Annotated in this window: 21 protein-coding genes; 7 read left to right on the top strand and 14 right to left on the bottom strand. The window is 46.2% G+C overall.

The window, feature by feature from the left end; translation table 11 throughout:
• Positions 1-58 precede the first annotated feature (58 nt).
• Positions 59-646, bottom strand: a complete 588-nt coding sequence (locus WH96_RS00930; protein WP_047762261.1) for a UbiX family flavin prenyltransferase — start codon at positions 644-646, stop codon at positions 59-61.
• Between the two features lie 390 nt (positions 647-1036).
• Between WH96_RS00930 and WH96_RS21680 the strand changes: the two genes are divergently transcribed.
• Positions 1037-1207, top strand: coding sequence for a YdcH family protein (locus WH96_RS21680; RefSeq protein ID WP_082130264.1), 171 nt, complete (start codon positions 1037-1039; stop codon positions 1205-1207).
• A gap of 240 nt (positions 1208-1447) precedes the next feature.
• The gene (locus tag WH96_RS00925; RefSeq protein ID WP_047762758.1) at positions 1448-3349 is read left to right on the top strand and encodes a propionyl-CoA synthetase; all 1902 of its coding nucleotides are present in this window, start codon (positions 1448-1450) and stop codon (positions 3347-3349) included.
• A gap of 88 nt (positions 3350-3437) precedes the next feature.
• Here the strand turns inward: WH96_RS00925 and WH96_RS00920 are convergent, their stop codons facing one another.
• Together WH96_RS00920 and WH96_RS00915 are read right to left on the bottom strand one after the other, a co-directional pair.
• Positions 3438-4091 carry a DUF1013 domain-containing protein gene (locus tag WH96_RS00920; RefSeq protein WP_047762260.1) on the bottom strand — a complete coding sequence of 218 codons (654 nt, stop codon included), beginning with the start codon at positions 4089-4091 and terminating at the stop codon, positions 3438-3440.
• Positions 4092-4236: 145 nt separating this feature from the next.
• Complete coding sequence (locus WH96_RS00915; protein ID WP_047762757.1) at positions 4237-5220, bottom strand: NAD(P)H-quinone oxidoreductase; 984 nt, start codon at positions 5218-5220, stop codon at positions 4237-4239.
• 186 nt (positions 5221-5406) lie between these two features.
• On the opposite strand from WH96_RS00915, the gene WH96_RS00910 reads away from it, so the two are divergent.
• Genes WH96_RS00910 through WH96_RS00900 form a run of 3 tightly spaced genes read left to right on the top strand, consistent with a single transcriptional unit; the run spans position 5407 to position 7411 of the window.
• Positions 5407-5589, top strand: a complete 183-nt coding sequence (locus WH96_RS00910) for a DUF1192 domain-containing protein (protein ID WP_047762259.1) — start codon at positions 5407-5409, stop codon at positions 5587-5589.
• Positions 5590-5629: 40 nt separating this feature from the next.
• Complete coding sequence (locus tag WH96_RS00905) at positions 5630-6589, top strand: AEC family transporter (protein ID WP_047762258.1); 960 nt, start codon at positions 5630-5632, stop codon at positions 6587-6589.
• A gap of 33 nt (positions 6590-6622) precedes the next feature.
• Entirely contained in the window at positions 6623-7411 is a 789-nt protein-coding gene (locus WH96_RS00900) for a 3-hydroxybutyrate dehydrogenase (RefSeq protein WP_047762257.1), read from the top strand.
• A gap of 561 nt (positions 7412-7972) precedes the next feature.
• Here the strand turns inward: WH96_RS00900 and WH96_RS00890 are convergent.
• Positions 7973-8434, bottom strand: a complete 462-nt coding sequence (locus WH96_RS00890) for an Hsp20 family protein (protein WP_047762255.1) — start codon at positions 8432-8434, stop codon at positions 7973-7975.
• Between the two features lie 342 nt (positions 8435-8776).
• Between WH96_RS00890 and WH96_RS00885 the strand changes: the two genes are divergently transcribed.
• Positions 8777-9184, top strand: a complete 408-nt coding sequence (locus WH96_RS00885; RefSeq protein ID WP_047762254.1) for a DUF1465 family protein — start codon at positions 8777-8779, stop codon at positions 9182-9184.
• A 34-nt stretch (positions 9185-9218) separates the two neighbouring features.
• Here the strand turns inward: WH96_RS00885 and rpmE are convergent, their stop codons facing one another.
• The gene (gene rpmE, locus WH96_RS00880; RefSeq protein WP_046508232.1) at positions 9219-9443 is read right to left on the bottom strand and encodes a 50S ribosomal protein L31; all 225 of its coding nucleotides are present in this window, start codon (positions 9441-9443) and stop codon (positions 9219-9221) included.
• A gap of 239 nt (positions 9444-9682) precedes the next feature.
• Here rpmE and WH96_RS00875 point away from each other — a divergent pair, with 239 nt between their 5' ends.
• A complete protein-coding gene (locus WH96_RS00875) occupies positions 9683-11515 on the top strand; it encodes an ABC transporter transmembrane domain-containing protein (protein WP_047762253.1) in 1833 nt (610 codons plus the stop codon).
• Between the two features lie 131 nt (positions 11516-11646).
• On the opposite strand, the gene WH96_RS00870 is transcribed toward WH96_RS00875, so the two are convergent.
• The 9 genes from WH96_RS00870 to tkt form a co-directional block, all read right to left on the bottom strand.
• Positions 11647-12969, bottom strand: a complete 1323-nt coding sequence (locus WH96_RS00870; RefSeq protein WP_047762252.1) for a peptidoglycan -binding protein — start codon at positions 12967-12969, stop codon at positions 11647-11649.
• Positions 12970-12975: 6 nt separating this feature from the next.
• Positions 12976-14136: a hypothetical protein gene (locus WH96_RS00865; protein WP_047762251.1), complete on the bottom strand. Its 1161-nt coding sequence runs from the start codon at positions 14134-14136 to the stop codon at positions 12976-12978.
• 100 nt (positions 14137-14236) lie between these two features.
• Positions 14237-15775 carry an OmpA family protein gene (locus tag WH96_RS20995; protein WP_156176647.1) on the bottom strand — a complete coding sequence of 513 codons (1539 nt, stop codon included), beginning with the start codon at positions 15773-15775 and terminating at the stop codon, positions 14237-14239.
• A gap of 157 nt (positions 15776-15932) precedes the next feature.
• Complete coding sequence (locus tag WH96_RS00855; protein ID WP_047762250.1) at positions 15933-16733, bottom strand: inositol monophosphatase family protein; 801 nt, start codon at positions 16731-16733, stop codon at positions 15933-15935.
• A 58-nt stretch (positions 16734-16791) separates the two neighbouring features.
• Positions 16792-17358: an elongation factor P gene (efp, locus tag WH96_RS00850; protein WP_047762249.1), complete on the bottom strand. Its 567-nt coding sequence runs from the start codon at positions 17356-17358 to the stop codon at positions 16792-16794.
• A gap of 86 nt (positions 17359-17444) precedes the next feature.
• Positions 17445-18098, bottom strand: coding sequence for a thiamine phosphate synthase (locus tag WH96_RS00845; RefSeq protein ID WP_053005517.1), 654 nt, complete (start codon positions 18096-18098; stop codon positions 17445-17447).
• A gap of 198 nt (positions 18099-18296) precedes the next feature.
• Positions 18297-19307, bottom strand: coding sequence for a type I glyceraldehyde-3-phosphate dehydrogenase (gene gap / locus WH96_RS00840; RefSeq protein ID WP_047762248.1), 1011 nt, complete (start codon positions 19305-19307; stop codon positions 18297-18299).
• A 102-nt stretch (positions 19308-19409) separates the two neighbouring features.
• Positions 19410-20408, bottom strand: a complete 999-nt coding sequence (locus tag WH96_RS00835; protein ID WP_047762247.1) for a class I fructose-bisphosphate aldolase — start codon at positions 20406-20408, stop codon at positions 19410-19412.
• A 29-nt stretch (positions 20409-20437) separates the two neighbouring features.
• Positions 20438-22453, bottom strand: coding sequence for a transketolase (tkt, locus tag WH96_RS00830; protein WP_082130263.1), 2016 nt, complete (start codon positions 22451-22453; stop codon positions 20438-20440).
• Positions 22454-22698: the final 245 nt, after the last annotated feature.

Below are 22698 nucleotides of genomic sequence, written 5' to 3'. Positions count from 1 at the left end.
TTGGATTTATGAGACAGGCTTTTTGCTGTGAAGTCTGGTCACAATGAAGCTTCTTAATTTAAGACGTTGGGCGTTTTTTACTATTTTCATCCCATCGGTTCATACCCGGAAGTTCGATATTGAATAGATCAAGAATGCGACCCAAACTATAATCTACCATCTCGCCTAGACTTTCGGGTTTGGCGTAAAAAGCGGGCACGGGTGGTGCGATGATAGCTCCAAGCTCGGAGAGGTTGACCATGGTACGAAGATGCCCGGTATGAAGTGGTGTTTCCCGAACCATAAGTACAAGTTTTCTGCGTTCTTTTAAGATAACATCCGCCGAACGGGTCAAGAGACTCGAGGTCACACCACTTGATATTTCAGACATGGTCCTGACAGAGCAGGGCGCTATGACCATACCAAGCGTTCTGTAGGAACCACTTGAAAGACAAGCAGCAATGTCTTTGACGTTATGGGAAACATCCGCAAGGTTTTTGACATCTGTTACTTTGAGATTGCTTTCGTAAGTTAGTGTAATTTCAGCAGAATTGCTCATGATTAGATGAGTTTCAATGTCAGTAGATTTTAAAAGCTCCAAGAGCCGAATGCCATAGGTGACACCGCTTGCACCACTTATTCCGACAATAATTCTCTTCTTGGTCATGGGTAATTATCTTTCACATTTGTGATGGAAAAATGAAATATATGTTGGCTGGCCCTTGGCAAGTTCACCTGACAGGTCTACCATATACATACGCTGTCTTCTCAACAATGTTGTGGGTTTGGGTTGGTACGAAATATACAAGATAACTGCGGTTGGGACGCTTTGGAAATATCCCATACACGAAAGCCGAACAAACGGCCAGCGGTCTTGGTTACGCCATCTCAAACACGATCAGTACTTCCCAAAAATTTTCTTAAGTATTGTAATGGAGATTTTTCATTAAAATTTCTGGTGCAATAACGATTCTTGAGAAAATTAATTGAAGTCAATATTCACGACATTAAGTGTGATTGGTAGCAATTGAAACTTTGGTATTAGAGGGAGACGAATATGGCCACTGCCGAACGCATCGAGTCCTTGCGTACAAAACACGTTACTTTAGAGAGCGCTATTGATCAGGAGAGTACGCGCCCGCATCCCGATGAATCCCTATTGATGTCACTTAAAAAGCAAAAGCTTCGCGTTAAAGACGAAATGCAAATGTTGAGTGACCCTCACTGATAAATGCTAAGGTATTTGCGTACCTAATGCTTGCACTTGAATAAAAGAAAGCACCCGTCTTGATTATATTTTGGCGGGTGTTTTTTTTGTTATCTTGCCTGTAAAAAATTTGTAAAATAATTATCTAATAGCGGTTTCGGTCTGTAGGGAAAATTGATCCGCTATTCAATATACAGCAAGCTATTCGAACCGGTCAGGGAGGCTGGAGAAAAAAATTATATAATCATGTTGGGACACATCATGGGTTCATTTGATGACGTGCAAGCGCGTTCTTTGGCAAAGCCAGAAGCTTTCTGGGCTGAAGCCGCATCCGAAATTGACTGGTATAAACCATATAGGAAAGTGTTGGATGATACTGACGCACCTTTTTATCGATGGTTTAGCGGGGGAGAACTAAATACCTGTTATAATGCACTTGATCGACATGTCGAGCAGGGCCGCGGCACGCAAACGGCATTGATTTATGATAGCCCGGTTACAGATACGAAAGAAAATATTACCTATTCTGACCTTCTTACGCGGGTTTCGAAATTTGCAGGTTCTCTTGCCGAACTTGGCGTATCAAAAGGTGATCGCGTAATTATTTATATGCCAATGATCCCGGAAGCTGCGGTTGCAATGTTGGCCTGTGCGCGGCTTGGTGCAGTTCATTCAGTCGTTTTCGGTGGATTTGCGGCCAATGAACTCGCGACGCGGATTGATGATTGTAGCCCGAAAGTTATTGTCTCGGCTTCTTGTGGTATCGAAGTTAGCAAAGTCATTTCCTACAAGCCTTTGCTTGATGAGGCGATTGATCTCTCAACCCATAAGCCTGATCACTGTGTTATCTGGCAACGCTCGCAAGCTGAAGCATCTATGGTGGCGAACCGGGATGTTGATTGGAAGAGTGCTGAAGCAAGTGCATCTGGTGTTGATTGCGTTCCTGTAGCCGCGACTGATCCGCTTTATATTCTCTACACCTCTGGGACGACGGGGCAGCCCAAAGGTATTGTCCGTGATAATGGTGGGCATGCTGTTGCTCTGCATTGGTCAATGAAGAATATATACAATGTTGAACCCGGTGAAGTCTTCTGGGGTGCATCGGATGTGGGGTGGGTTGTTGGGCATTCCTATATAGTGTACGGGCCTCTGATCTATGGGGCGACCTCTGTCATGTACGAGGGCAAACCTGTGGGAACGCCTGATCCCGGTGCTTTTTGGCGCGTTATATCGGAACACAATGTTTCTGTTCTCTTTACGGCGCCTACGGCTTTTCGGGCAATCCGGCAGCAAGATCCGGATGCAACTTATCTGGATAAATACGATTTATCCCACTTCAAGACCTTGTTCTTGGCTGGCGAAAGGTGTGACCCGGATACATTGAACTGGGCGCTGGAAAAGCTAAAGGTTCCCGTTATTGATCACTGGTGGCAAACGGAAACCGGATGGCCTATCGCGTCTAACTGTCTTGGAATCGAAGAATTACCCATTGTTGCTGGATCTCCGGCCCGCTCTGTTCCGGGATGGGATGTTCGCATTCTTGATGCAGAAGACCATAGCGAAATGTCTGCAGGGGATATTGGAGCGATTGTTTGTACGCTTCCCTTGCCTCCAGGGACCTTTTCCACTCTTTGGAACGCTAAAGAGCGCCATCGAGAGGCATATTTATCAGGCTTCCCTGGGTTTTATGAGACAGGGGATGCTGGGTATAAGGATGAAAATGGCTATATCTACGTCATGTCCCGGACAGATGATATTATCAATGTCGCAGGACATCGCTTATCTACAGGGGCGATGGAAGAAGTCTTGGCGGCTCATGAAGATGTTGCTGAGTGCGCGGTAATTGGCGTGGCTGATAAACTCAAAGGCCAGCTACCGCTGGGTTTTATGGTTCTAAAAGCCGGAGCGGAAAAATCTCATAGTAATGTTGTCACTGAAGTTGTGCAAAAGGTCAGGCATGATATTGGGCCTGTTGCTGCCTTCAAGCTCGCGGTGGTTGTCGGACGTTTGCCCAAGACGAGGTCAGGTAAAATTCTGCGTGCGACGATGCGTAAAATTGCAGATAATGAAGATTATAAAGTGCCTGCGACCATTGATGACCCGGCTATTCTTGATGAGATTAGAACCGCACTTCAAACGATTGGTTATGGCGTGAAGGCGTAATGCCGTCTTTATAGACTCGGATATTTTGTTCAATAAAAAAGGCCTCTTAAGCAAGAGGCCTTTTTCAATTAGTAGTGATATACGAATACTAATCAGTCTTTTTGAAAGCTCGTGTGAAGGCTTCGTACGGATCTTCTGGTAGCTCTTCTTTAACTGGTGCTGCAACAACTTCCTCTTCCATTGGTTCTGGTTTTGGAATGATGCGGCCAGCTTTTTCAGCTTCTTTGATCGCTTTGTCGATTGTCGCGTTCAGATCTACCTGCTTACAAAGGCCAAGCAATACCGGGTCACGAGGACGAATATTGCTGATGTTCCAGTGAGATCTGTCTCTTATTGCCTGAATGGTTTTCTTTGTTGTACCAATCAGTTTTGAAACATGGTTGTCTGTGAGCTCAGGGTGGTGACGAACCAGCCATGCAATCCCGTCTGGTTTATCCTGACGTTTTGCAATTGGTGTGTAGCGTGGTCCTTTTGTTCGCTTGGAAGGTTGCGGCAAGTCATCTTGTTGATAAAAACGCAGAGCCTTTGACGAATCCTTTTCGCAGCGTTCTAGTTCCGCGCGCGTGATCTGGGAATTCGCAATGGGGTCCATACCCCGAATACCTACAGCGACTTCACCATCGGCAATTCCTTGCACTTCGAGTGTGTGAAGTTGGCAGAATTCAGCAATCTGCTCAAAGGTTAGCGATGTGTTCTCGACCAACCAAACGGCGGTCGCTTTTGGCATTAGTGGTTGAGACATTGGTTCTCCTAATCGTGCCGTCGGCTAATGGTCCTTCGGCTACGGTAATACGTATCCAACGGGTGGCTTACCCCGAATATACCGCGAGGCCAAGCAGTAAATAAAGGATTGAGGTGTTTTTTTTGTTAATTAGCCGACTTCAGGGCTATTTTTCAAGTTTTAAAACAATTTTGCCAATGTGTTTGGATGATTCCATTAATTTATGAGCTTCTGCTGCTTCTTCCAATGGCAGGATCTTGTAAATAAGAGGGCCAAGTTTTCCATCTTCAATTAATGGCCAGACTTTTTCTGTCAGGTTGTTACCTATCTCGGCTTTAAATGTTCTGGAACGCGCACGCAGCGTCGAGCCTGTGATCTTTAATCGTTTGAGCATAACAGGCATGAAATTCACATCTGCCTGGGACCCGGAAAGGAAAGCAATAAAGCAGAGGCGGCCATCTGTTCCCAGGCTGGAGATATCGCGTTGTATATAATCTCCACCGACCATATCGAGAACGACATCAACGCCCTTTTTTGCGGTAAATTTTTTAGATTCTTCCACAAAGTCGTGTGTTTTATAATTAATCGCCAGGTCGGCACCGAGATCCCGGCAAGCTTGGCACTTTTCATCGCTTCCGGCTGTGGTAATAACTTTGGCACCAAAAGCTTTGGCCAGTTGAATGGCCGTTGTGCCTATACCCGAAGTTCCGCCGTGGATAAGAATTGTTTCATCAGATTTAAGTTGGCAACGGTCAAAGATATTGCTCCAGACGGTGAAATAGGTTTCTGGTAAAGCTGCGGCCTGTTCCAACGAAAGGCCTTTAGGCACCGGCAGGCATTGTCCTGCTGGTGCCGTGCAATATTCCGCATAACCTCCGCCGCCAACCAGTGCGAGTACCTGATCGCCAATTGTATATTGAGTTACTTGCGCGCCCAAGCTCACGACTGTTCCTGAAACCTCGAGACCGGGAATATCGGATTCTCCAGGTGGCGGTGGGTAGAGGCCTTTACGCTGAATAACATCAGGCCGATTTACGCCTGCATAGCTGACTTGGATAAGGATTTCGCCTTCACCTGGAGTCGGAACGGTGCGATGTGTTGGCGACAGTTGGTCTGCGTCGCCGTACTCTTTTATTTCGATTGCGGTCATTTGTTCGGGAATTTGCCCGATAGTATTTTGTGCCACGCGCTTGCCCTGTCAGTTATTAATCGACTGTTTTTCTTTTTGATATTCAGTCTAGTATGTTGGCTAGACTATTGCCAATGGCAACAATGGAATTGCCCGAAATTGAAACGGGGAATTAATAGTGAAAAATGATGTAACGAGGGTAATGATATGGACCTAGATGATCTAGAGCCCAGAAAGGGTAAGCCTCAGCTAAAAAATCTGGAGCCGATGGGGTTGGAAGAATTACAGGAATATATTTCGATATTGGAAGGCGAGATTCTTCGAACCCGTGCTGAAATTGACAGAAAAGAAAAACATCGTCAGGGATTGGATGGTCTGTTTAAAGTCTGAATTCAATCAGTAGGTATCTTTTAGGGGCAAGGGGGCTTTTTTGTTTGGCAGTTTAGAAATCGTCATACCTGTATTTGCGGTTATTTTATCGGGATATGCGGTTGGCAAAAAGCAGTGGGTCTCGCCTTCTGCTTTGAAAGGATTGTCATTCTTTGTTTACTACTTGGCTATTCCTGCTCTTTTGTTCCGCACAATGGCTCAGGGTAATTTATCTGCAGATATCAATTTTTCTCTTATCATTACGTTCTATAGCGTTTCCCTGACAATCTTCATTTGCAGTGCTTTTCTGGGGCGTTTTTTATATGGCCACGGACTTAAAGAGGCGGCTGTTATGGCAATGGGGGCGACGTATGGAAATCTATTGTTACTTGGTTTTCCTTTGGTCTATTCAGCTTTTGGCGACGAGGGTATGGTTCCTTTGACCATGCTGATCGCTTTTCAGGCACCGATCCTTATGGCTCTGACCTCAATGCTCACGGAATATGATCTCTCAAGAGAGGGGGATGGAGGGCAGGGCGTTAAAGCCATTATTCTTTCGCTGGCAAAAGCAATTTGGAGTAACCCAATTATTCTCGGGTTGATTGCGGGGGGGCTCTTTCAGCTCTCTAACCTTGAATTTATATCCGTTCTGGATCGTTTTACATCCATATTAAGTGGCGCGGTTGTTCCTTGCGCTCTTTTTTCATTAGGGGTTTCTCTGACTGAATTCAAATTGGCGGGTGACTTAAAACAAAGTTTTTTAATTGTGGTATTGAAGACAATTATCTACCCAAGCATTGTTGCGTTTCTTGTTTTTAATGTTATTGACGTGCCGCCTTTGTGGGCTGCTGTTGCCGTCATCCTGGCCGCCCAACCGACAGGCGTGAATGTTTTTATCCTTGCCCAGCAATATGGGGTTTTCACAGCCAGAGCAGCATCTGTGGTCTTGTCTTCTACGATTCTATCTGTTGTCACCGTAACCTTGTTGATCGCATACTATGTGAACGTCTTACCTAAGTAATATTCCTCAACGTTTGTTTTACAGGAGAAATAAATGCCCGGCCTCAAAGGGAAAGTGGCGGTTATTACAGGATCGACCAGTGGTATTGGCAAAGGAATTGCTGAATGCCTTGCTGCTGAAGGTGCTGATATCATGTTGAACGGTTTTGGCGATCGATCTGAAATTGCAGATCTGGAGAAAAAAATTGCTCATGCTCATGGTGTTAAAGTGGCTTACTCATCTGCAGATATGAGCAAGCCTGATGATATCAGAGACATGATTGCCGAGGCTCAGAAAACACTTGGTGGTGTTGATATTCTTGTAAACAACGCAGGTATTCAAAATGTGTCGCCTGTGGATGAGTTTCCCGAAGATCGTTGGGATGCGGTTATTGCGATTAATCTCTCGTCGGCCTTTCACAGTATTAAGGCTGCATTGCCTGAGATGAAAAAAAAGGGGTGGGGGCGTATTATCAATGTCGCTTCTGCGCATGGTTTAACGGCTTCGCCAAACAAATCAGCTTATGTTGCGGCGAAACACGGTGTTGTTGGGTTGACGAAGGCTGTTGCCCTGGAAGTTGCAACACAGGGCGTTACTGTGAATGCGATATGCCCCGGTTGGGTTTTAACTGATCTGGTTCGTGCGCAGATTGAAGCGCGTGCAAAGGAGAGCGGCAAGACTTTTGATGATGAAAAACGGGCTTTAGTTTCAGAGAAAACGCCTACTCAGGATTTTTCTACACCAGAGCAAATCGGAAAACTTGCAGCTTTTTTGTGTAGTGATGCTGCGGATCAAATGACGGGTGCGCCTTATTCGGTTGATGGCGGTTGGATGGCACAATAGCTTTGCAAGCTATTATTATTGTTATTTATTCCTGTTTGGATAAATCAAGAAGAACAGGGGAAGTTTTTTATTATGCTTCCCTTTGTTTTTGCCTCTTGAAAATGAGAAATCAGACCTTAAATCTTTAAGAGTAGAAGCAAGCATTATGCTGTTAACTCTTTTTTAGTTGATTTGTTATAATCTTGTAATGTCAAAAAGGGTTTTTTAGTTCCTTTATTACTATTTATCTTTTTTTTGATGCCTCCCTGTTGACTTGCCGCCGGTTTTTTACCGGCGGATTTTTTTTGTTTAATACTTTGATATTATTTGATTATGCTTAAATTGGAACAAAGAAAAGCGCCTGAAAAAAGGCGAAATTTGTCGTAAAAATGTCAAAAAACAAAACAAGTCCTTGACGAGAGGCTCGAGTCTTCATAACCTCTTGCGTAACAAAGGCAAGTTGACAGGGTGGACGAACAGACCAAACGACATAGATCGTAATGTCTGTTAGATATATTGCCAAAAATAATAAGGGCCGAGCTTATTTTGTAAGCTCGGCCCTTGGCGTTTCTACTGAGTAGATTATTGCTGATCTATCAGCTCTGGCTCGTTTGGTGTGCCATTTGAAATGGGGATATTACGCGGTTTCTTTGATTCAGGAATCTCGCGTGCCAGCTCAATGATTAGAAGTCCGTTTTCAAGGTTTGCGCCCGTAACTTTGATATGATCTGCAAGATCAAAACTTCTTTCAAAAGACCTGTTTGCAATCCCTCTGTGGAGATAAGTTACCTTATCTTCCTTATCACGTTCTTTCTTCCCCGCAATGTGAAGAGAGTTTTCTTTGATTGTAATCTCAAGCTCTTCCTGAGCAAATCCCGCAACAGCCATTGTGATACGATAATCGTGTTCGGCTGTTTTTTCTATATTATAAGGGGGATAGCTGGATGACGCTGTGTCTGGTCGAGTCGATGCATCAAGCATGTTCATCATGCGATCAAAGCCGACGGTTGCGCGTAGTAATGGTGTTAGGTCACGATGGTGCATTGCGTGTTCTCCCTTTGAGCAACAAGCTTAACAGTTAGCCTACCTTCATGGTCAGGCCAGTGAATACAGAGAAGCCCGATTGGCACTTCTTGTACTGATTGAGTTAAGAGAGGCTGTCTTTGTTTTCAAGATATGTCCGCAAAAAAATAATTCATTGAAAACGAATTCTCGAAAAAATTTGAGGGAAGAGTGATCATTTAGAATCTCCTGATCAACAGGATGTGAATGATTATGAGCTTTGTTGCTTGGCCAAGAATTTGTTAAGGCCCTTATGATAGACTGGTGAAAACTTTGCACGAATCTGTGTTTTAAGTGCAAAGAACAAAGACTATCAGGCGGCTTATGGTTACGTATCTGGATTCGACTTATCAGGAAGCTTTGTCTCTGACAAAAGAGGCAAGAGACTATCTGGCGGATAGAACCCGTAACCGTCACCCATGGCTAAAGCCAGAGGATCGACTACAAATCTGTTGTGAGAGTATGCGTCTTACAACGCGCCTGACACAGGTTATGGCTTGGCTATTGGTGCAGAGAGCTGTTCTTAATGGTGAAATCAGCGTAGATGAAGCCAGAGGCCCTGATAACCGAATATCCGGCCAGAATGTGTGTGAACCGCCGGATGAGCTACCGGATGGTGCCGATCCCAGGATGGCTGATCTGATGGGGCGTAGTCATCAGCTTTATATGCGTGTGACTCGATTGGATTCTCAGTTGGACAGGGTGGATCGAGCAAAAAAAAAGGCTCCGTAAAACGGAACCTTTTTTAACATTTACACAGTTTGGCTTAGTTCTTAATGCCAAAAGCTGCAAAACGCTTGTTGAACTTAGCAACCTGACCACCGGTATCAACCAAGCGGTGTTCGCCAGTCCAAGCTGGATGACTCTTAGGGTCAATATCAAGACGCATTACATCGCCTTCTTTGCCCCATGTAGAGCGTGTTTCGAATTCACTACCATCTGTCATTACAACTTTGATGGTGTGGTATTCTGGATGAATATCTTTTTTCATAGTCCGTATCCCCTTAGGAAGCGGGGGCTATTTAACCGAACCTGCGCCAAGAGGCAAGTTAATTCCACGAATCGCAAAAATTTACCTGAAATTTACCTGTCAGAGGCATAGGGTCGCATTGAAGCCGTTAATAAATTGTGGTTTCTCACACTGGAGTGGAAAGGTCAATTCCGTTATTAGGTTAAGTAATTATTTTTTATGGGACCCAGAAATGGAGTCCCCTTTCAGGAAAGTCTGGTATGAGCCGCAACGGTGAAAAGAATTTAGCTGTCGCATCAAAAGAAGATGCACCTAAAAGCAAAGAGTTAAAACACCTGTTGCTGCTGTGGCAATTTGTGCGCCCCTATAAACTTCAGATTTGTGGTGCGATGATTGCGCTTGTTATCGCTGCGGGTACAGTTCTTGGTCTTGGAAGAGGGCTTAGAGCCTTGATTGATCAGGGATTTTCTAGTGGTAATAGCGCATTACTTGATCAGGCTGTTTTTGTTTTGTTTGGTGTGACGGTGCTTTTAGCCTTGGCCAGTTATTCGCGATATTTCCTGGTTTCGTGGATTGGGGAACGGGTTGTTGCTGATATTCGTTCAGCCGTGTTCGGGCATATAATCAAAATGTCACCTGCCTTTTTCGAAGTCACCAGGAGCGGAGAGGTCCTTTCGAGACTGACAACGGATACAACACTTCTACAGGTGGTTGTCGGATCATCCTTCTCGATTGCTCTTCGTAATTTATTGATGTTTTTTGGTGGCTTAGTTCTTCTCATTATCACATCGCCGAAATTAACAGGGTTTGTTGCGCTTGTTATTCCTTTTGTTTTAATACCGATTCTATTTTTTGGGCGCAAAGTGCGGACATTGAGTAAAGACAGTCAGGATCGGATTGCGGATGTCGGTGTCTATGCAGATGAGACAATCGGAGCGATTCGAACGGTTCAGGCATTTAGTCACGAGGACCTTGATCGCCAATATTTTTCTAGCCGGGTTGAAGATGCTTTTACAACAGCTGTAACGCGAATCCGTTTTCGTGCTCTTTTGACGGCCATTGTGATTGTTTTGGTTTTTGGCTCTATCAGCGCGATTCTTTGGGTTGGTGGACGCGACGTTTTGGAGGGACGTATAACTGCGGGTGAGCTGTCATCCTTTGTCTTCTATGCAATTGTTGTTGCTGGATCTCTCGGGGCCTTTAGCGAGGTTATTGGTGATTTGCAACGTGCTGCAGGGGCAACAGAGAGATTGTTAAGCTTATTGGCTCTTGAAACAGATATTGCGGCACCAGAAGTGCCAACGCCGTTGCCGGCAAAGATCAAAGGTGCTGTTTCTTTTTCTGATGTGAGTTTCAATTATCCATCGCGGCCCACGCAATCGGCGATGATCGGTTTTTCTGCGGATATTAAGGCGGGTGAGAAGGTCGCGATTGTCGGCCCTTCAGGAGCTGGCAAGACCACTGTTTTCCAATTGTTGCTCCGCTACTATGATGTGCAAAAGGGGGGGGTGAAGATTGATGGTGTGGATATTCCTAACTTTGATCCTGTGGAAATGCGCAAACATATCGGTCTGGTTTCTCAGGAGCCTGTGGTTTTCTCGGTCACTGCTTACGAAAATATTCGTTATGGCCGTCCAGATGCCAGTCGCGATGAGATTGTCAATGCAGCTAAAGCGGCTTCTGCGCATGAGTTTTTGGAAAAGCTTCCTGACGGGTATGACACCTATCTTGGCGAAAAGGGCGTACGCCTTTCTGGTGGGCAGAGACAGCGCCTTGCTATTGCCCGGGCGATCTTGAGAGATCCTGAGATTTTACTACTGGATGAGGCTACTTCAGCTTTAGATTCTCAAAGTGAAGTGGCGGTTCAGAAGGCTTTGGATAACCTTCTGGATGGTCGAACAACACTGATGATTGCTCACCGTTTGGCGACAGTCTTAAAAGCGGATCGTATTCTCGTTATGGACGAAGGGCGTATTGTCGCAAGTGGAACGCATGCTGAATTGGTTAAGCAGGACGGCCTCTATGCACGATTGGCAGAGTTACAGTTCGGTCCGGATATGGAAGCTGAACTAACGGTTCAAGCTGCAAGCTGAGATATTGTTGTAATCTTTTAATTTCGTCTTCTGGGGAAAAGAGGACATTGATAAGATTATTTTAATAAACACAGGTTTTGAAAAATTAAAAAAGGCTGCTGAGAATGTCTAATTCATCTCAGGAGCCTTTTTTATCGCTGTGTCAGCTTAAGTTCGATTCGGCGATTACGTCTGAAGGCTATTTCATCACGACTGCTATCCAGGGGCTGGAATTGACCAAAGCCAGTGGCCGCTAGTCTTGATGCTGGTATGCCCTGAGTTATAAGGTACTTGACCACCGATATAGCCCTTGCTGTTGAAAGTTCCCAGTTAGAGGGAAATTCGGCAGTGGAGATTGGTTGAACATCAGTGTGCCCGTCAACACGTAGAATCCAATCAATATCATCAGGGATGTTGCCAGACAGCTCTCGGAGCGTTTTTGCAAGTTGCCCCAGTTGTTCTTGACCGCCAGCTTCTAATGTTGCTTTTCCACTGGAAAAGAGAACTTCTGACTGAAAGACGAAGCGATCGCCAACAATACGTATGTCTTGTCGGTTTCCAAGGACCTCGCGTAGCTTGCCAAAGAATTCTGATCTGTATTTAGCAAGCTGCTGAACTTTGGTCGCGAGAGCAACGTTCAAACGCTTGCCGAGGTCAATAATCTGGGTTTCCTGTGCGGCATTGATGGCTTCGGTTATTTCCAAGGTCGCCGAGATATCTGAAAGCTGTTTGCGAAGTGCAGCAATCTGTTGATTTAGAAGTACGACTTCGGTTTGGGCCTCTTCTGTAAGTGCCTTTTGGCCGGAAATATCAGTCTCTGCTGTCGCTAGCTTTTCGGTTAGATTATCGCGGAGTTCTTTTAATAAGGCTATTTCTGCAAGCTGAGTTTCGACTTTCTCTTTGTCGGCTTCAATAACCTTGTATGCATCTTCCAGTTCTGCATTCACGAGTGCAGATTCCGCCGATAATTTTGCTGCAGCGAGTTCCAGTGCTGAAAGCTGATCTTGAATAGTTTTTTGCTCATTTAGAAGCTTTTGTTTCTCTGCTTCAAGCTGGTCATTATTTTCCTGTAGTAAGGACTGTGCGCTGATAATATCTTTTAATTCTTTACTGACGGAAAGTAACTCACCTTCCAGGTTTTCCTTGTCTTCTGAAAGAGCGGCCAGTTGGTTTGCTAAACTGTCACGTGAAGATATTGAACTCTGTAGCTCTGTCGTAAGCTGGGTAACGCTGGAACGCAGTCTGGTATTTGCAGATTTTTCGAGTGAGAGTAATTCGGCAAGTTCGCTTATTTCCCTGTTCAGGTTCGATAGCGCTTTATCTTTACCGCTTAGCGCATTGCTTAGGGTAAATTGTGCAACCATAAAGACCATGAGTACGAAAATGATTACAAGGAGCAGCGTTGCCAAGGCGTCAACGAAACCAGGCCAGATGTTGATTGATCTTTTGCTGCTTCTACGACTTGCCGAAAACATGCGGGGTTATTCCCCTTCTGCCATGGCTGCCAATGTGCGTGTTAATAGACGGATTTCGCTTCTTATTTCCTGAACAGAGCTTTCCCTGCCATTGGCAATCTCCCCTGAAAGCTGTTCCAGTCGAAGATCCATGTTTCTCAGGTGGCCTTTGGAGGCTTCGTCGATACCTGCGTTTACAGGAGCGATCTGTTTTTGCGCCAATTGCCCGAGGATTGGCTTTAACTGTGACTGTGTCTCTGCAATGCTGAGCATAACGCTTTGTTCTGCGCGCATATGATCGGTCAGTGTGGACATGCGCTCTGTTAGCGTAATCAAAGACTGATTTGCCCGAACGCGCTCTTCTTCATCACGAGCCATGGTTCTTTCAAGCTTTTCCAAGCTTTCAGCCGTTTGCTCCAGCAATGCGGATATATAGGCCGGAACAGACTGATCTCCCTCAGCGCCAGGGCCGCCGCTGGAAAGTTTGGTAATGCCTGACAGCCATTCTTCCAGATAATTGAGGAAACGGTTGTGTGCTTGCCCAGCCTGGAGTTCTAGAAAACCGAGTACGAGTGAACCTGCTAATCCAAATAACGATGAACTAAAAGCTGTTCCCATGCCGGATAGTGGCGTCGCCAAGCCCGATTTAAGTTCATCGAACATAGCAGAAGGATCATCTGCTGTCGTACTTAATCCGGCGATGGTATCGCCGACGGCATTGACGGTTTCCAACAGGCCCCAAAAAGTTCCAAGTAACCCAAGGAAAATTAGTAGGCCTATCAAGTATCTGGAAATATCGTGGCTTTCTTCTATACGGCTTTGAATACCATCAAGAAGTGTTCGCATGGACAGAGTAGAGAGGCTTAATTTTCCTTTTTTCTCTCCAATCATCGTTGCCATGGGGCCAAGAAGTCTTGGTTCTCTGATCTCGTTCATTGAGCCAGCGAAGACCAAACCACCTTCTGTTTCTCTTTTTAGATGTTCTAGCCAGGCAAGCTCAGGATTAAGGGATAATACCTGTCGGAATATATAAATAATTCCTAGGAAAAGAACGCCCAGAATCATGCCATTCATAACTGCATTGGCTATGAATGCTTCATGAAGGCTTGGTGCCAGTGCTGCAACAGCGAGACTAACTATTCCTAAGAAAATCCCCATCCGGATTAGGTAGCGTGTTGGCCGTTTCATGCGTTAAGCGCCTTCTGGTGTTTAGAAACTCTCCGCAGGCTACAGCTTTTATTAGGCAAAACTAAGACAGCTATTTCCCACCGGAGAGTAGGTCGAAGAATTAGTTCTGTACTGGAATAATCTCTACCCGATCTGGGTTGCCGTTTTTAGCTTTATTGCCCAAGGCACGGACGTGCATTCGCGTACTTGGAATACCGCGTTCCATCAACACACCACGAACAGCAAGTGCTCTGGAAAGAGAGATACGACGCGCCTGAGCATTGCTCTCGTTGTCCCCAGCGTAGGCTAAAAGTTGAACAATCTTGCTTTGATCCGCCAAAAGTTGATCTGCAAGCGTGTTTAACTGTGCTTTTGCTTCTGAACTCAAATCTGCTTCACTTGGCTCAAACAATAACTGAATAGGACCAAGCTCACCCGAAGGTGTAATCGCGGCTGTTTCTTCTGTTGCAGGTCGAATTTCAACAGGGACGGTCTCGGCTTGTGGGATCTCCGCAACAGGTGGAGGCGGTGGTGGTGCAAGTGCCTCTGTGCTTTCTGTTAATGCTGTCCCTGCAATTGTTGGCGCTGTTGGAATGTCTGTTTCTGCGATAGGCGCTTCTGGTTCAGGCACTGGTGGTGGGGTTAATACGGGCTCTGCCGTCACGGTTTCAATCTTTGGAGCCGGAGCTGTAACAGAGGGGGCAGTGACAGTTGGTGCCGGAGCAGAGAAGGTTGTGCCCTCTGCCGCTGCTGTTGTTGCCTTTACAGTCTCTTCTACCTTTGGCGTTTTGGGGGCAACAGCTTGTGGTGTTGCAACGGGTTCAATTTTGGTTGGCAGTGTTTCTTCGACAGTTGGGGCCGGCGGAATAATCGAACTTGGTGCTTGTGTCTGACTGACAGGTTCAGCCTTTTTTGCTGTCACTTTAGGGGGAACAGGCGGTGTTATAGAAGCTGTCTGTGCTACAGGTGCTTGCGCTGATGGGGCGGATCTTTTTACGTCTGGTGCGTTTTGTACAACACGGTTTCCGCCACTAGGTGGAGGAACCAGTAGCTGTGATTGCGGCGAAAACGCTGGTACTTGTGATGGATACTGTGGTTGTTGCCCGGTACTTGCTACGTGTGTGCTGGATACTTGAGACAAGGGAACAAGTGGCTGTCCGTAGGGGTTATAGAGACTTGATCCTGTCGCCTGTCCGGGTTGTTGCAGGTAGCCACTTTGAGCATAGGAATTTTGCCCGTAGCGTTGTTGCCAAGAATTATAAGACTGTGGATTATCCTGTGCTGAATAGGTTGTCTGGTTATATCCAGAGCCTTGAAAATCAGCGAAATTGTTTATCGTAACTTGGCTATGGGGAAAGCTTGCTGGTGGAAAAAGCAGGTTGCCAGGCCTACTGAGGTACTGATTGTTTCCAGCACCGGGATAACCAGAGGGTGTTGCTTGCGCGCCATAGGAGTACCCATTGGAATAGGCTGGAACTGAACCAATCAGTTGCTCATTAATGTAAACACCAGAACTTCCGGACCCGCCAATGATTGTTGTGTTCTGTGCAGCTGCGGCTGATGCACTGCATAGTAGTGCTAGTGTGGCGCAGCTTGCCTGTAGCATTGTTGAGCGATTTTGGTGTCTATTTTTATGCATATAGCTCATAGGCTTGAACAATTTCCATCCCCCAGGATGATTCCCAAATGTGAATCTTTGTCCGTAGCTTAATGCTCATAGAGGGATACGACAATAGGGAAGGCTAAAAGAAACAAAGGCTCATACAAGATGAGCCTTTGTGCTATAGTCTAAATTGAAGTTCTCAGAGAGCAGAAAACTAGTATTTACCGGACTCTTTGAACAATTTTACCATCTTAGGGTGCAAGTCAATATTTGCACAAAGAATACTCTGACTTTTCAGCTTGAATGCGCGTCCGTCAATTTCTGTGACAGATCCACCAGCTTCTTTCACAAGAAGCAAGCCCGCAGCGACATCCCAAGACGACAGATCTCTTTCCCAGAAAGCGTCATAACGTCCGGCAGCGACATAAGCGAGATCCAAGGCTGCCGCGCCCCATCTGCGAACACCCGCAGTTTGAGCCATTACAGCGTTAATTTCACGAAGGAATGGACCTCTGTCTCCACGGCCCAGGAACGGGGTTCCTGTCGCAATGATCGTGCTGTCTAGGCTAACACGGCCAGAAACACGCAGGCGGCGATCATTGAGATATGCACCGTTGCCTTTTTCGGCAGTGTACATCTCATCTTTGATTGGATCATATACAAGTGCAGCAACAATTTCGCCACGTACTTCCAGTGCAATGGAAATAGCGAAGTGTGGCAAACCGTGGAGGAAGTTTGTTGTGCCATCCAGAGGATCAATGATCCATCTCTCGTCTTTGCTCTCGCCTTTTTCTTCCCCGGCTTCTTCTGTCAGAAAGCCAAATTCAGGACGTGCTCTTTTCAGCTCTTCTATGAGGATTTTTTCAGCTTTAAGATCGGCTGTCGAAACGAAGTCGGCAGGTCCCTTTTTTGAAACCTGTAGATTTTCAACTTCACCAAAATCGCGTTTCAGGCTACGGGCAGCTTTTTCAGCAGCGCGGATCATAACCGTTATACGGGGAGAGCGATATACCATCGAAATTACTTTCCGTGTTTTAAGAGGGGGCTAATAAAGCCTCTCTGTGATAAACGAGTTAGTCTTTGGCGCGTTCCACATAACTGCCGTCCGCAGTATTAACAACAATGCGTGTGCCAGCTGCGATGTGTGGTGGAACCAAAATACGTGCGCCATTGTCCAGAACGCCAGGTTTGTAAGAAGATGAAGCTGTTTGCCCTTTGACAACGGCATCCGCTTCGACGACTTCACAGATGACAGTATCGGGCAGAACAACAGAGATTGGTTCTTCTTCATAAAGTTCAATGGAAACGGTCATGCCGTCCTGAAGGAAGATAACAGGTTCACCAACCATGTCTTCGTGCAAAGCGATTTGCTCGTAACTTTCATTGTTCATAAAAGTAAGCATGTCGTCTTCACGGAACAGGAACTGATATTCGATTTGGTCAAGGCGGACACGATCAACATCTTCACTGGCGCGAAAACGCTCGTTCATTTTTGTACCGTCGCGGATATCTTTTAGTTCTACCTGCAGGTACGCTCCACCTTTGCCCGGTTGCGTGTGTTGAGTTTTCATGGCGCGCATCAGGCGGCCTTTATGCTCAATAATATTGCCAGGGCGAATGGCATTACCGTTAATTTTCATGATCTGTGCCCGTCTTCAGTTGTCAAATAACATTAATTAGTGTGTGTACTTTTATTTCGCTGGGGAAACTATCAGTTCCTTGGCGTTCAGGCAATCGCCTCGTTTACTTCTGTGATTGCCGCTGTCGAATTATCCGAGTGGTTCCATATCGCCGCTTGTACCGCGATAAAATCGGCCCCGGCATCTGCGTGTGATTTTACAGCTTCAATCGGGATGTCGTCCATAGAGACACAAGGCGGTGTCATCATCGTCTGCCACCAGGTCAAAAGTTCCAAGCCTTTAGGACCACCTTCTTCAAATTCACGAACGTCAGGATCTTCGATTTCCGGTAAAGGACGTCTATTATTAAAAGCAACGTAGTCGGCTCCGGCTTCTCCAACCAGAATTGCATCATGTCGCGATATACCACAGTCAACGCCGACAATATAATCTGCCCCAAGATACTCGCGCGCTTCTTTGTAGCTAGCTGCATCGTTCAGGTGCACACCGTCGCATCCCAATGCTTTGGCGGTTTGATAATCGTCTTCTATGAGGAAAGCGATATCACGTTGTTGCGTTAAAGGTTGAAGTGCCTCAACTGCTTTCTTCAACGCTTCAGTACTGTTAGCTGTCCCACTAAGCAGGACACAGGAAATTCCACCTCCATCCAAAGCCTGAATATATAAGGCTTTGAACTGTTCGACGTCTTTGTCATCAGACAACAAGTCCGTGGGGGTAAGGAGATAAATTTCAGAATTCATGTCTTTTCATACCTAAGCGGATGGTGGCTGGCAATGGATAGAAAAGAATAGCTCATATCACAAAAGCGAATAGGTCGTGCCAGAAAAAGGACAAATCCCAGCAAAATGATGAATCCCAGTAAAATGATGAATCAAAGAAGTGGAAAAGAGAATGGGATTCAAAAGAACCCCATTCAAAACAGAAGTAAGATCTGCCGCTTATAAATGTTTGCCCATCGCAACAGCTGTATCCAGCATACGGAGGCTGAAGCCCCATTCGTTGTCATACCAAGCAAGAACGCGAACAAAGTTGCCGCCGATAATCTGGGTTTGTGTGGTATCAAAAACAGATGATGAAGGGTTGTGATTGAAATCACAGGAAACCAGCGGCAAGGCATTAATACCAAGAACACCTTTTAGGTACCCTTTGGAGGCATCAATCATAGCGTTGTTGATTTCTTCGACTGTCGTATCTCGTTCAGCAGTGAAGGTCAGATCGATACAGCTTACATTGGCAGTAGGAACGCGGATCGCATTTCCTTCCAGCTTGCCTTCCAGTTCTGGTAGAACTTCGCCGATTGCCCGGGCGGCACCAGTTGATGTCGGGATCATTGAAACAGCAGCAGCACGCGCACGACGAAGGTCTTTGTGTTTTGAATCAACCGTTGTCTGGTCACCTGTGTAGGCATGTGTGGTTGTCATGAAGCCGTTTTTGATACCAATTTGGTTCTGAAGAACATCAACAACCGGGGCCAGACAGTTTGTTGTGCAAGAAGCGTTGGAAACAATCTTGTGGCCTGTTTGAAGTTGCTTGTGATTAACGCCGTACACGACGGTTAAATCACAACCTTTTTTGGCCGGGGCTGAAATCAAAACTTTCTTTGCACCACCAACCATGTGCAGAGAAGATCCCTCTACATTGTTAAAGGCACCGGTACATTCCAGCACGATATCGACGTCATAATCGCTCCACGGCAACTTAGCCGGGTCACGATCATGCAGCATTCTGATTTTTTTGCCGTTGATAATGATGTTTTCTTCATCCGCATCGACCTCTGCATTGAGGGTACCGTGAACGGAATCAAATTTAAGCATATGGGCATGAATAGCGGGATCGCCAGATGCGTTAATAGCAACGATTTCGATGTCGTCACGATTGGTTTCTATTGCTCCACGAAGTGTGAGGCGACCAATGCGACCAAAACCATTGATTCCAACTTTGACTGTCATGATTTGGAACCTATTTTCTTTATTTAGTTACACGTGTTCGAGGCTTTTGCCTCTTAGTACAACACCCCAACCTTTCGGATGGGGTGCTTATTAAGGTGAAGATTAATCGAGGGTGCCTGTCGACGCCCTGCTGTTATCTTCGGCTCTTTTCAAAAATGCCTGTTGCATCGCATCAGCATTTTCTTTTTTACCAGCCCAGGCTTTGAGGGGGGCTGCTTGTAGCGCACGGCCATAAGAAAAGCTGAGCTTCCATGGCAGATTACTACTTATTTTGTTCATGGCATTGAGATGATTTGTTGCCAACTCGTCACTTTGACCACCGGAAAGGAAAACAATGCCAGGAACAGCGGCAGGTACACAGCGCAAGAGGGTTGCAACTGTGCGTTCTGCGACTTCTTCAGCAGAATTCTGTTCGGGGCAATCCTGTCCGGCAATCACCATGTTTGGTTTTAGAAGAATCCCTTCCAGCTCGACTTCCTGATTGGCCAGTTCAGCAAAAACAGAACGCAGAACTTCTTCGCTAATGGCCTGACAAACGTTGATGTCGTGATCACCGTCCATGAGGATTTCAGGTTCTACGATTGGAACCATTCCTGCTTCTTGCGCAAGTGCTGCATAACGGGCCAAAGCATGGGCATTGGCGCTAACAGCTGCAAAGCTTGGCGTTTCTTCGGTAATTTTGTAAACACCACGCCACTTGGTGAATTTAGCACCAAGATTTGCATAGTCTTTCAAACGATCCCGCAGACCATCAAGGCCTTCGGTAATCGTTTCAATGTCATGTCCGGCGAGTGGCTTGGCGCCAAGATCAACTTTAATGCCGGGAATGATGCCCTGATCCTGAAGCACTTTGCTTAAAGGTGTGCCATCAGCAGCATTCTGACGCAGGGTTTCATCATAAAGAATGACACCACTGATAAAATCATTCCCGCCTTTTGCTTTGAACAAAAGCTCGCGGTAATCGCGGCGAGAGTCTTCGGTTGATTCTGCATTTATAGAATCAAAGCGTTTTTTTATGGTGCCCGTACTCTCATCAGCGGCAAGAATACCCTTGCCGCTGGTTACAAGAGCTTGTGCAATATCTGCAAGTGATTCAGTCATATTTAAAATCCTTTAACAGATCCCAAGTTTTATAGACGCGCTTTAACTGCGTCTACGATTGCTTCGGGTGTAATTTTAAATTTCTTGTAGAGTTGATCAATTGGGGCTGAAGCGCCGAAATCGGTCATCCCGACAAATGCACCCTGTGATCCAATCCACTCGTGCCATCCAAATGGAAGTGCAGCTTCAACGGCAACTGTTAGTGTGCCGGGGGAGAGGACTTCATCACGGTAATGCTGTGGCTGTTGTTTGAACAGTTCCCAGCATGGCATGGAAACAACCGCTGTACCAATGCCCATTTCTTCAAGAAGTTTCTGACCAGCAATTGCTATCTCTACTTCTGATCCGGTTGCTAACAATGTGACCTGACGATCCAATACTGAAGGATTAAGGATATAAGCACCGTAACTGGAATAGTTAACAGATATATCCTTACGCTGTGCAGGAAGGCCTTGACGAGTTAAAGCGATTACAGACGGTGTCTCTTCGCTTTCAAGCGCCAGTTCCCAGCACTCAGCAGCTTCAATGGCATCAGCCGGGCGGAAGACATTGAGGTTCGGAATAGCACGAAGAGAGGCGACGTGTTCTACAGGTTGGTGTGTTGGTCCATCTTCGCCCAGGCCGATAGAATCGTGCGTCATAACGTATATAACGCGTTGTTTCATTAGGGCTGAAAGGCGAATAGAGGGCCGGCAATAGTCTGTGAAGACCAGGAACGTTCCACCGTAAGGAATAAAACCGCCGTGAAGAGCTAGGCCATTCATAGCTGCTGCCATACCGTGTTCACGCACACCGTAATAAATGTAGCTGCCGCCGTAGTTGTCTGCACTGACAGGCCCCTGAATACCGGATTTGGTGTTGTTCGAACCTGTGAGATCAGCAGAACCGCCAATCATTTGCGGGATTAGTGCTGTAAGTTCTTCAAGTGCATTTTGAGAAGACTGACGCGTTGCCAGTTTTGGTGCTTCTTCGCTGACTTTGGTTTTGTAAGCTCGGAAGGTTTCTTTCCAACCGTCGGGTAACTTACCTGCCATTTGATCTTCGAAAAGCTTACGCTTGTCCGCTGGAATTTTTGCGAGTTCAGCATCCCATGCAGTAGAGAATTCTGCACCACGTTCACCCGCGGATCTCCAAGCTTTGAGAATGTTCTCAGGAATTTCGAACGGGGCGTGCGGCCAGCCAATTTTCTCTCTGGTGCCCGCAATCTCATCGTCGCCGAGGGGCGCGCCGTGAGTTTTAGATGTTCCCGCTTTTGTCGGAGCACCAAAGCCGATGACTGTTTTGCAGGCAATCAAAGACGGCTTGTTACTGTTGCGCGCAGCTTCGATTGCCGCAGCGATTGCTTCGGGATCATGACCATCAATTGCGACGGCATCCCAACCACACGCTTCAAAGCGTTTGATCTGGTTATCAGAAACAGATAGATCCGTTGAGCCATCAATGGTGATGCCGTTGTCATCAAAAAGAACAATCAGCTTGTTGAGCTTCAGGTGACCGGCCATTGAAATTGCTTCGTGGCTGATGCCTTCCATCAGGCAACCATCACCGGCAATTGCATAGGTGTAGTGATCAACAATTTCATCGCCATAACGGGCATTCATCATACGCTCGCCCAAGGCCATGCCGACTGCCGTTGCAATACCCTGACCAAGAGGGCCTGTGGTTGTTTCAATGCCGGGTGCGTGACCAAATTCAGGGTGACCAGCTGTGATGCTGTCCAACTGACGGAAGTTTTTGATCTGATCCATTGTCATGTCTGGATAACCAGTGAGATGAAGCAAGGAATAGATCAGCATTGATCCATGACCAGCAGACAAAACAAAACGGTCGCGGTCTGCCCAGTCAGGGCGTAATGGATCAAATTTAAGAAAACGGCTGTAAAGTACGGTAGCTACATCAGCCATGCCCATTGGCATTCCTGGATGTCCAGAGTTCGCGCGTTGAACGGCATCCATGGAAAGAGCACGAATGGCATTTGCCATATCAGTGTGGTTGCTACCTGGCGCGGCGTCCGCAGCAGATACGGGAAGGCGCAGTGCAGTCATATTCAAGGTCCCCAGTTGGGTTCAGATTATCCTGTCTGTAATACTTAAGACAGGGGGCCATTAACGGCGGCAAAATGCCCCTTTGCACCGCCAAGGTCAACAGTGATCTGAGGAATGCCTGTCATGTTTGGAAAAATGATCCTATAAAGGACACAATGAAAAGACTTGTAAGACAGGCGGTTGACCTATGTAAGATGGACATCTTATTCTGGTGAATATCTATATTACCCTGTAATTGAACTGGG

The sequence above is a fragment of the Kiloniella spongiae genome (genome assembly GCF_001026905.1).
Taxonomy (GTDB): Bacteria; Pseudomonadota; Alphaproteobacteria; order Kiloniellales; family Kiloniellaceae; genus Kiloniella; species Kiloniella spongiae.
This window is presented reverse-complemented; position numbering and strand designations above follow the sequence as displayed.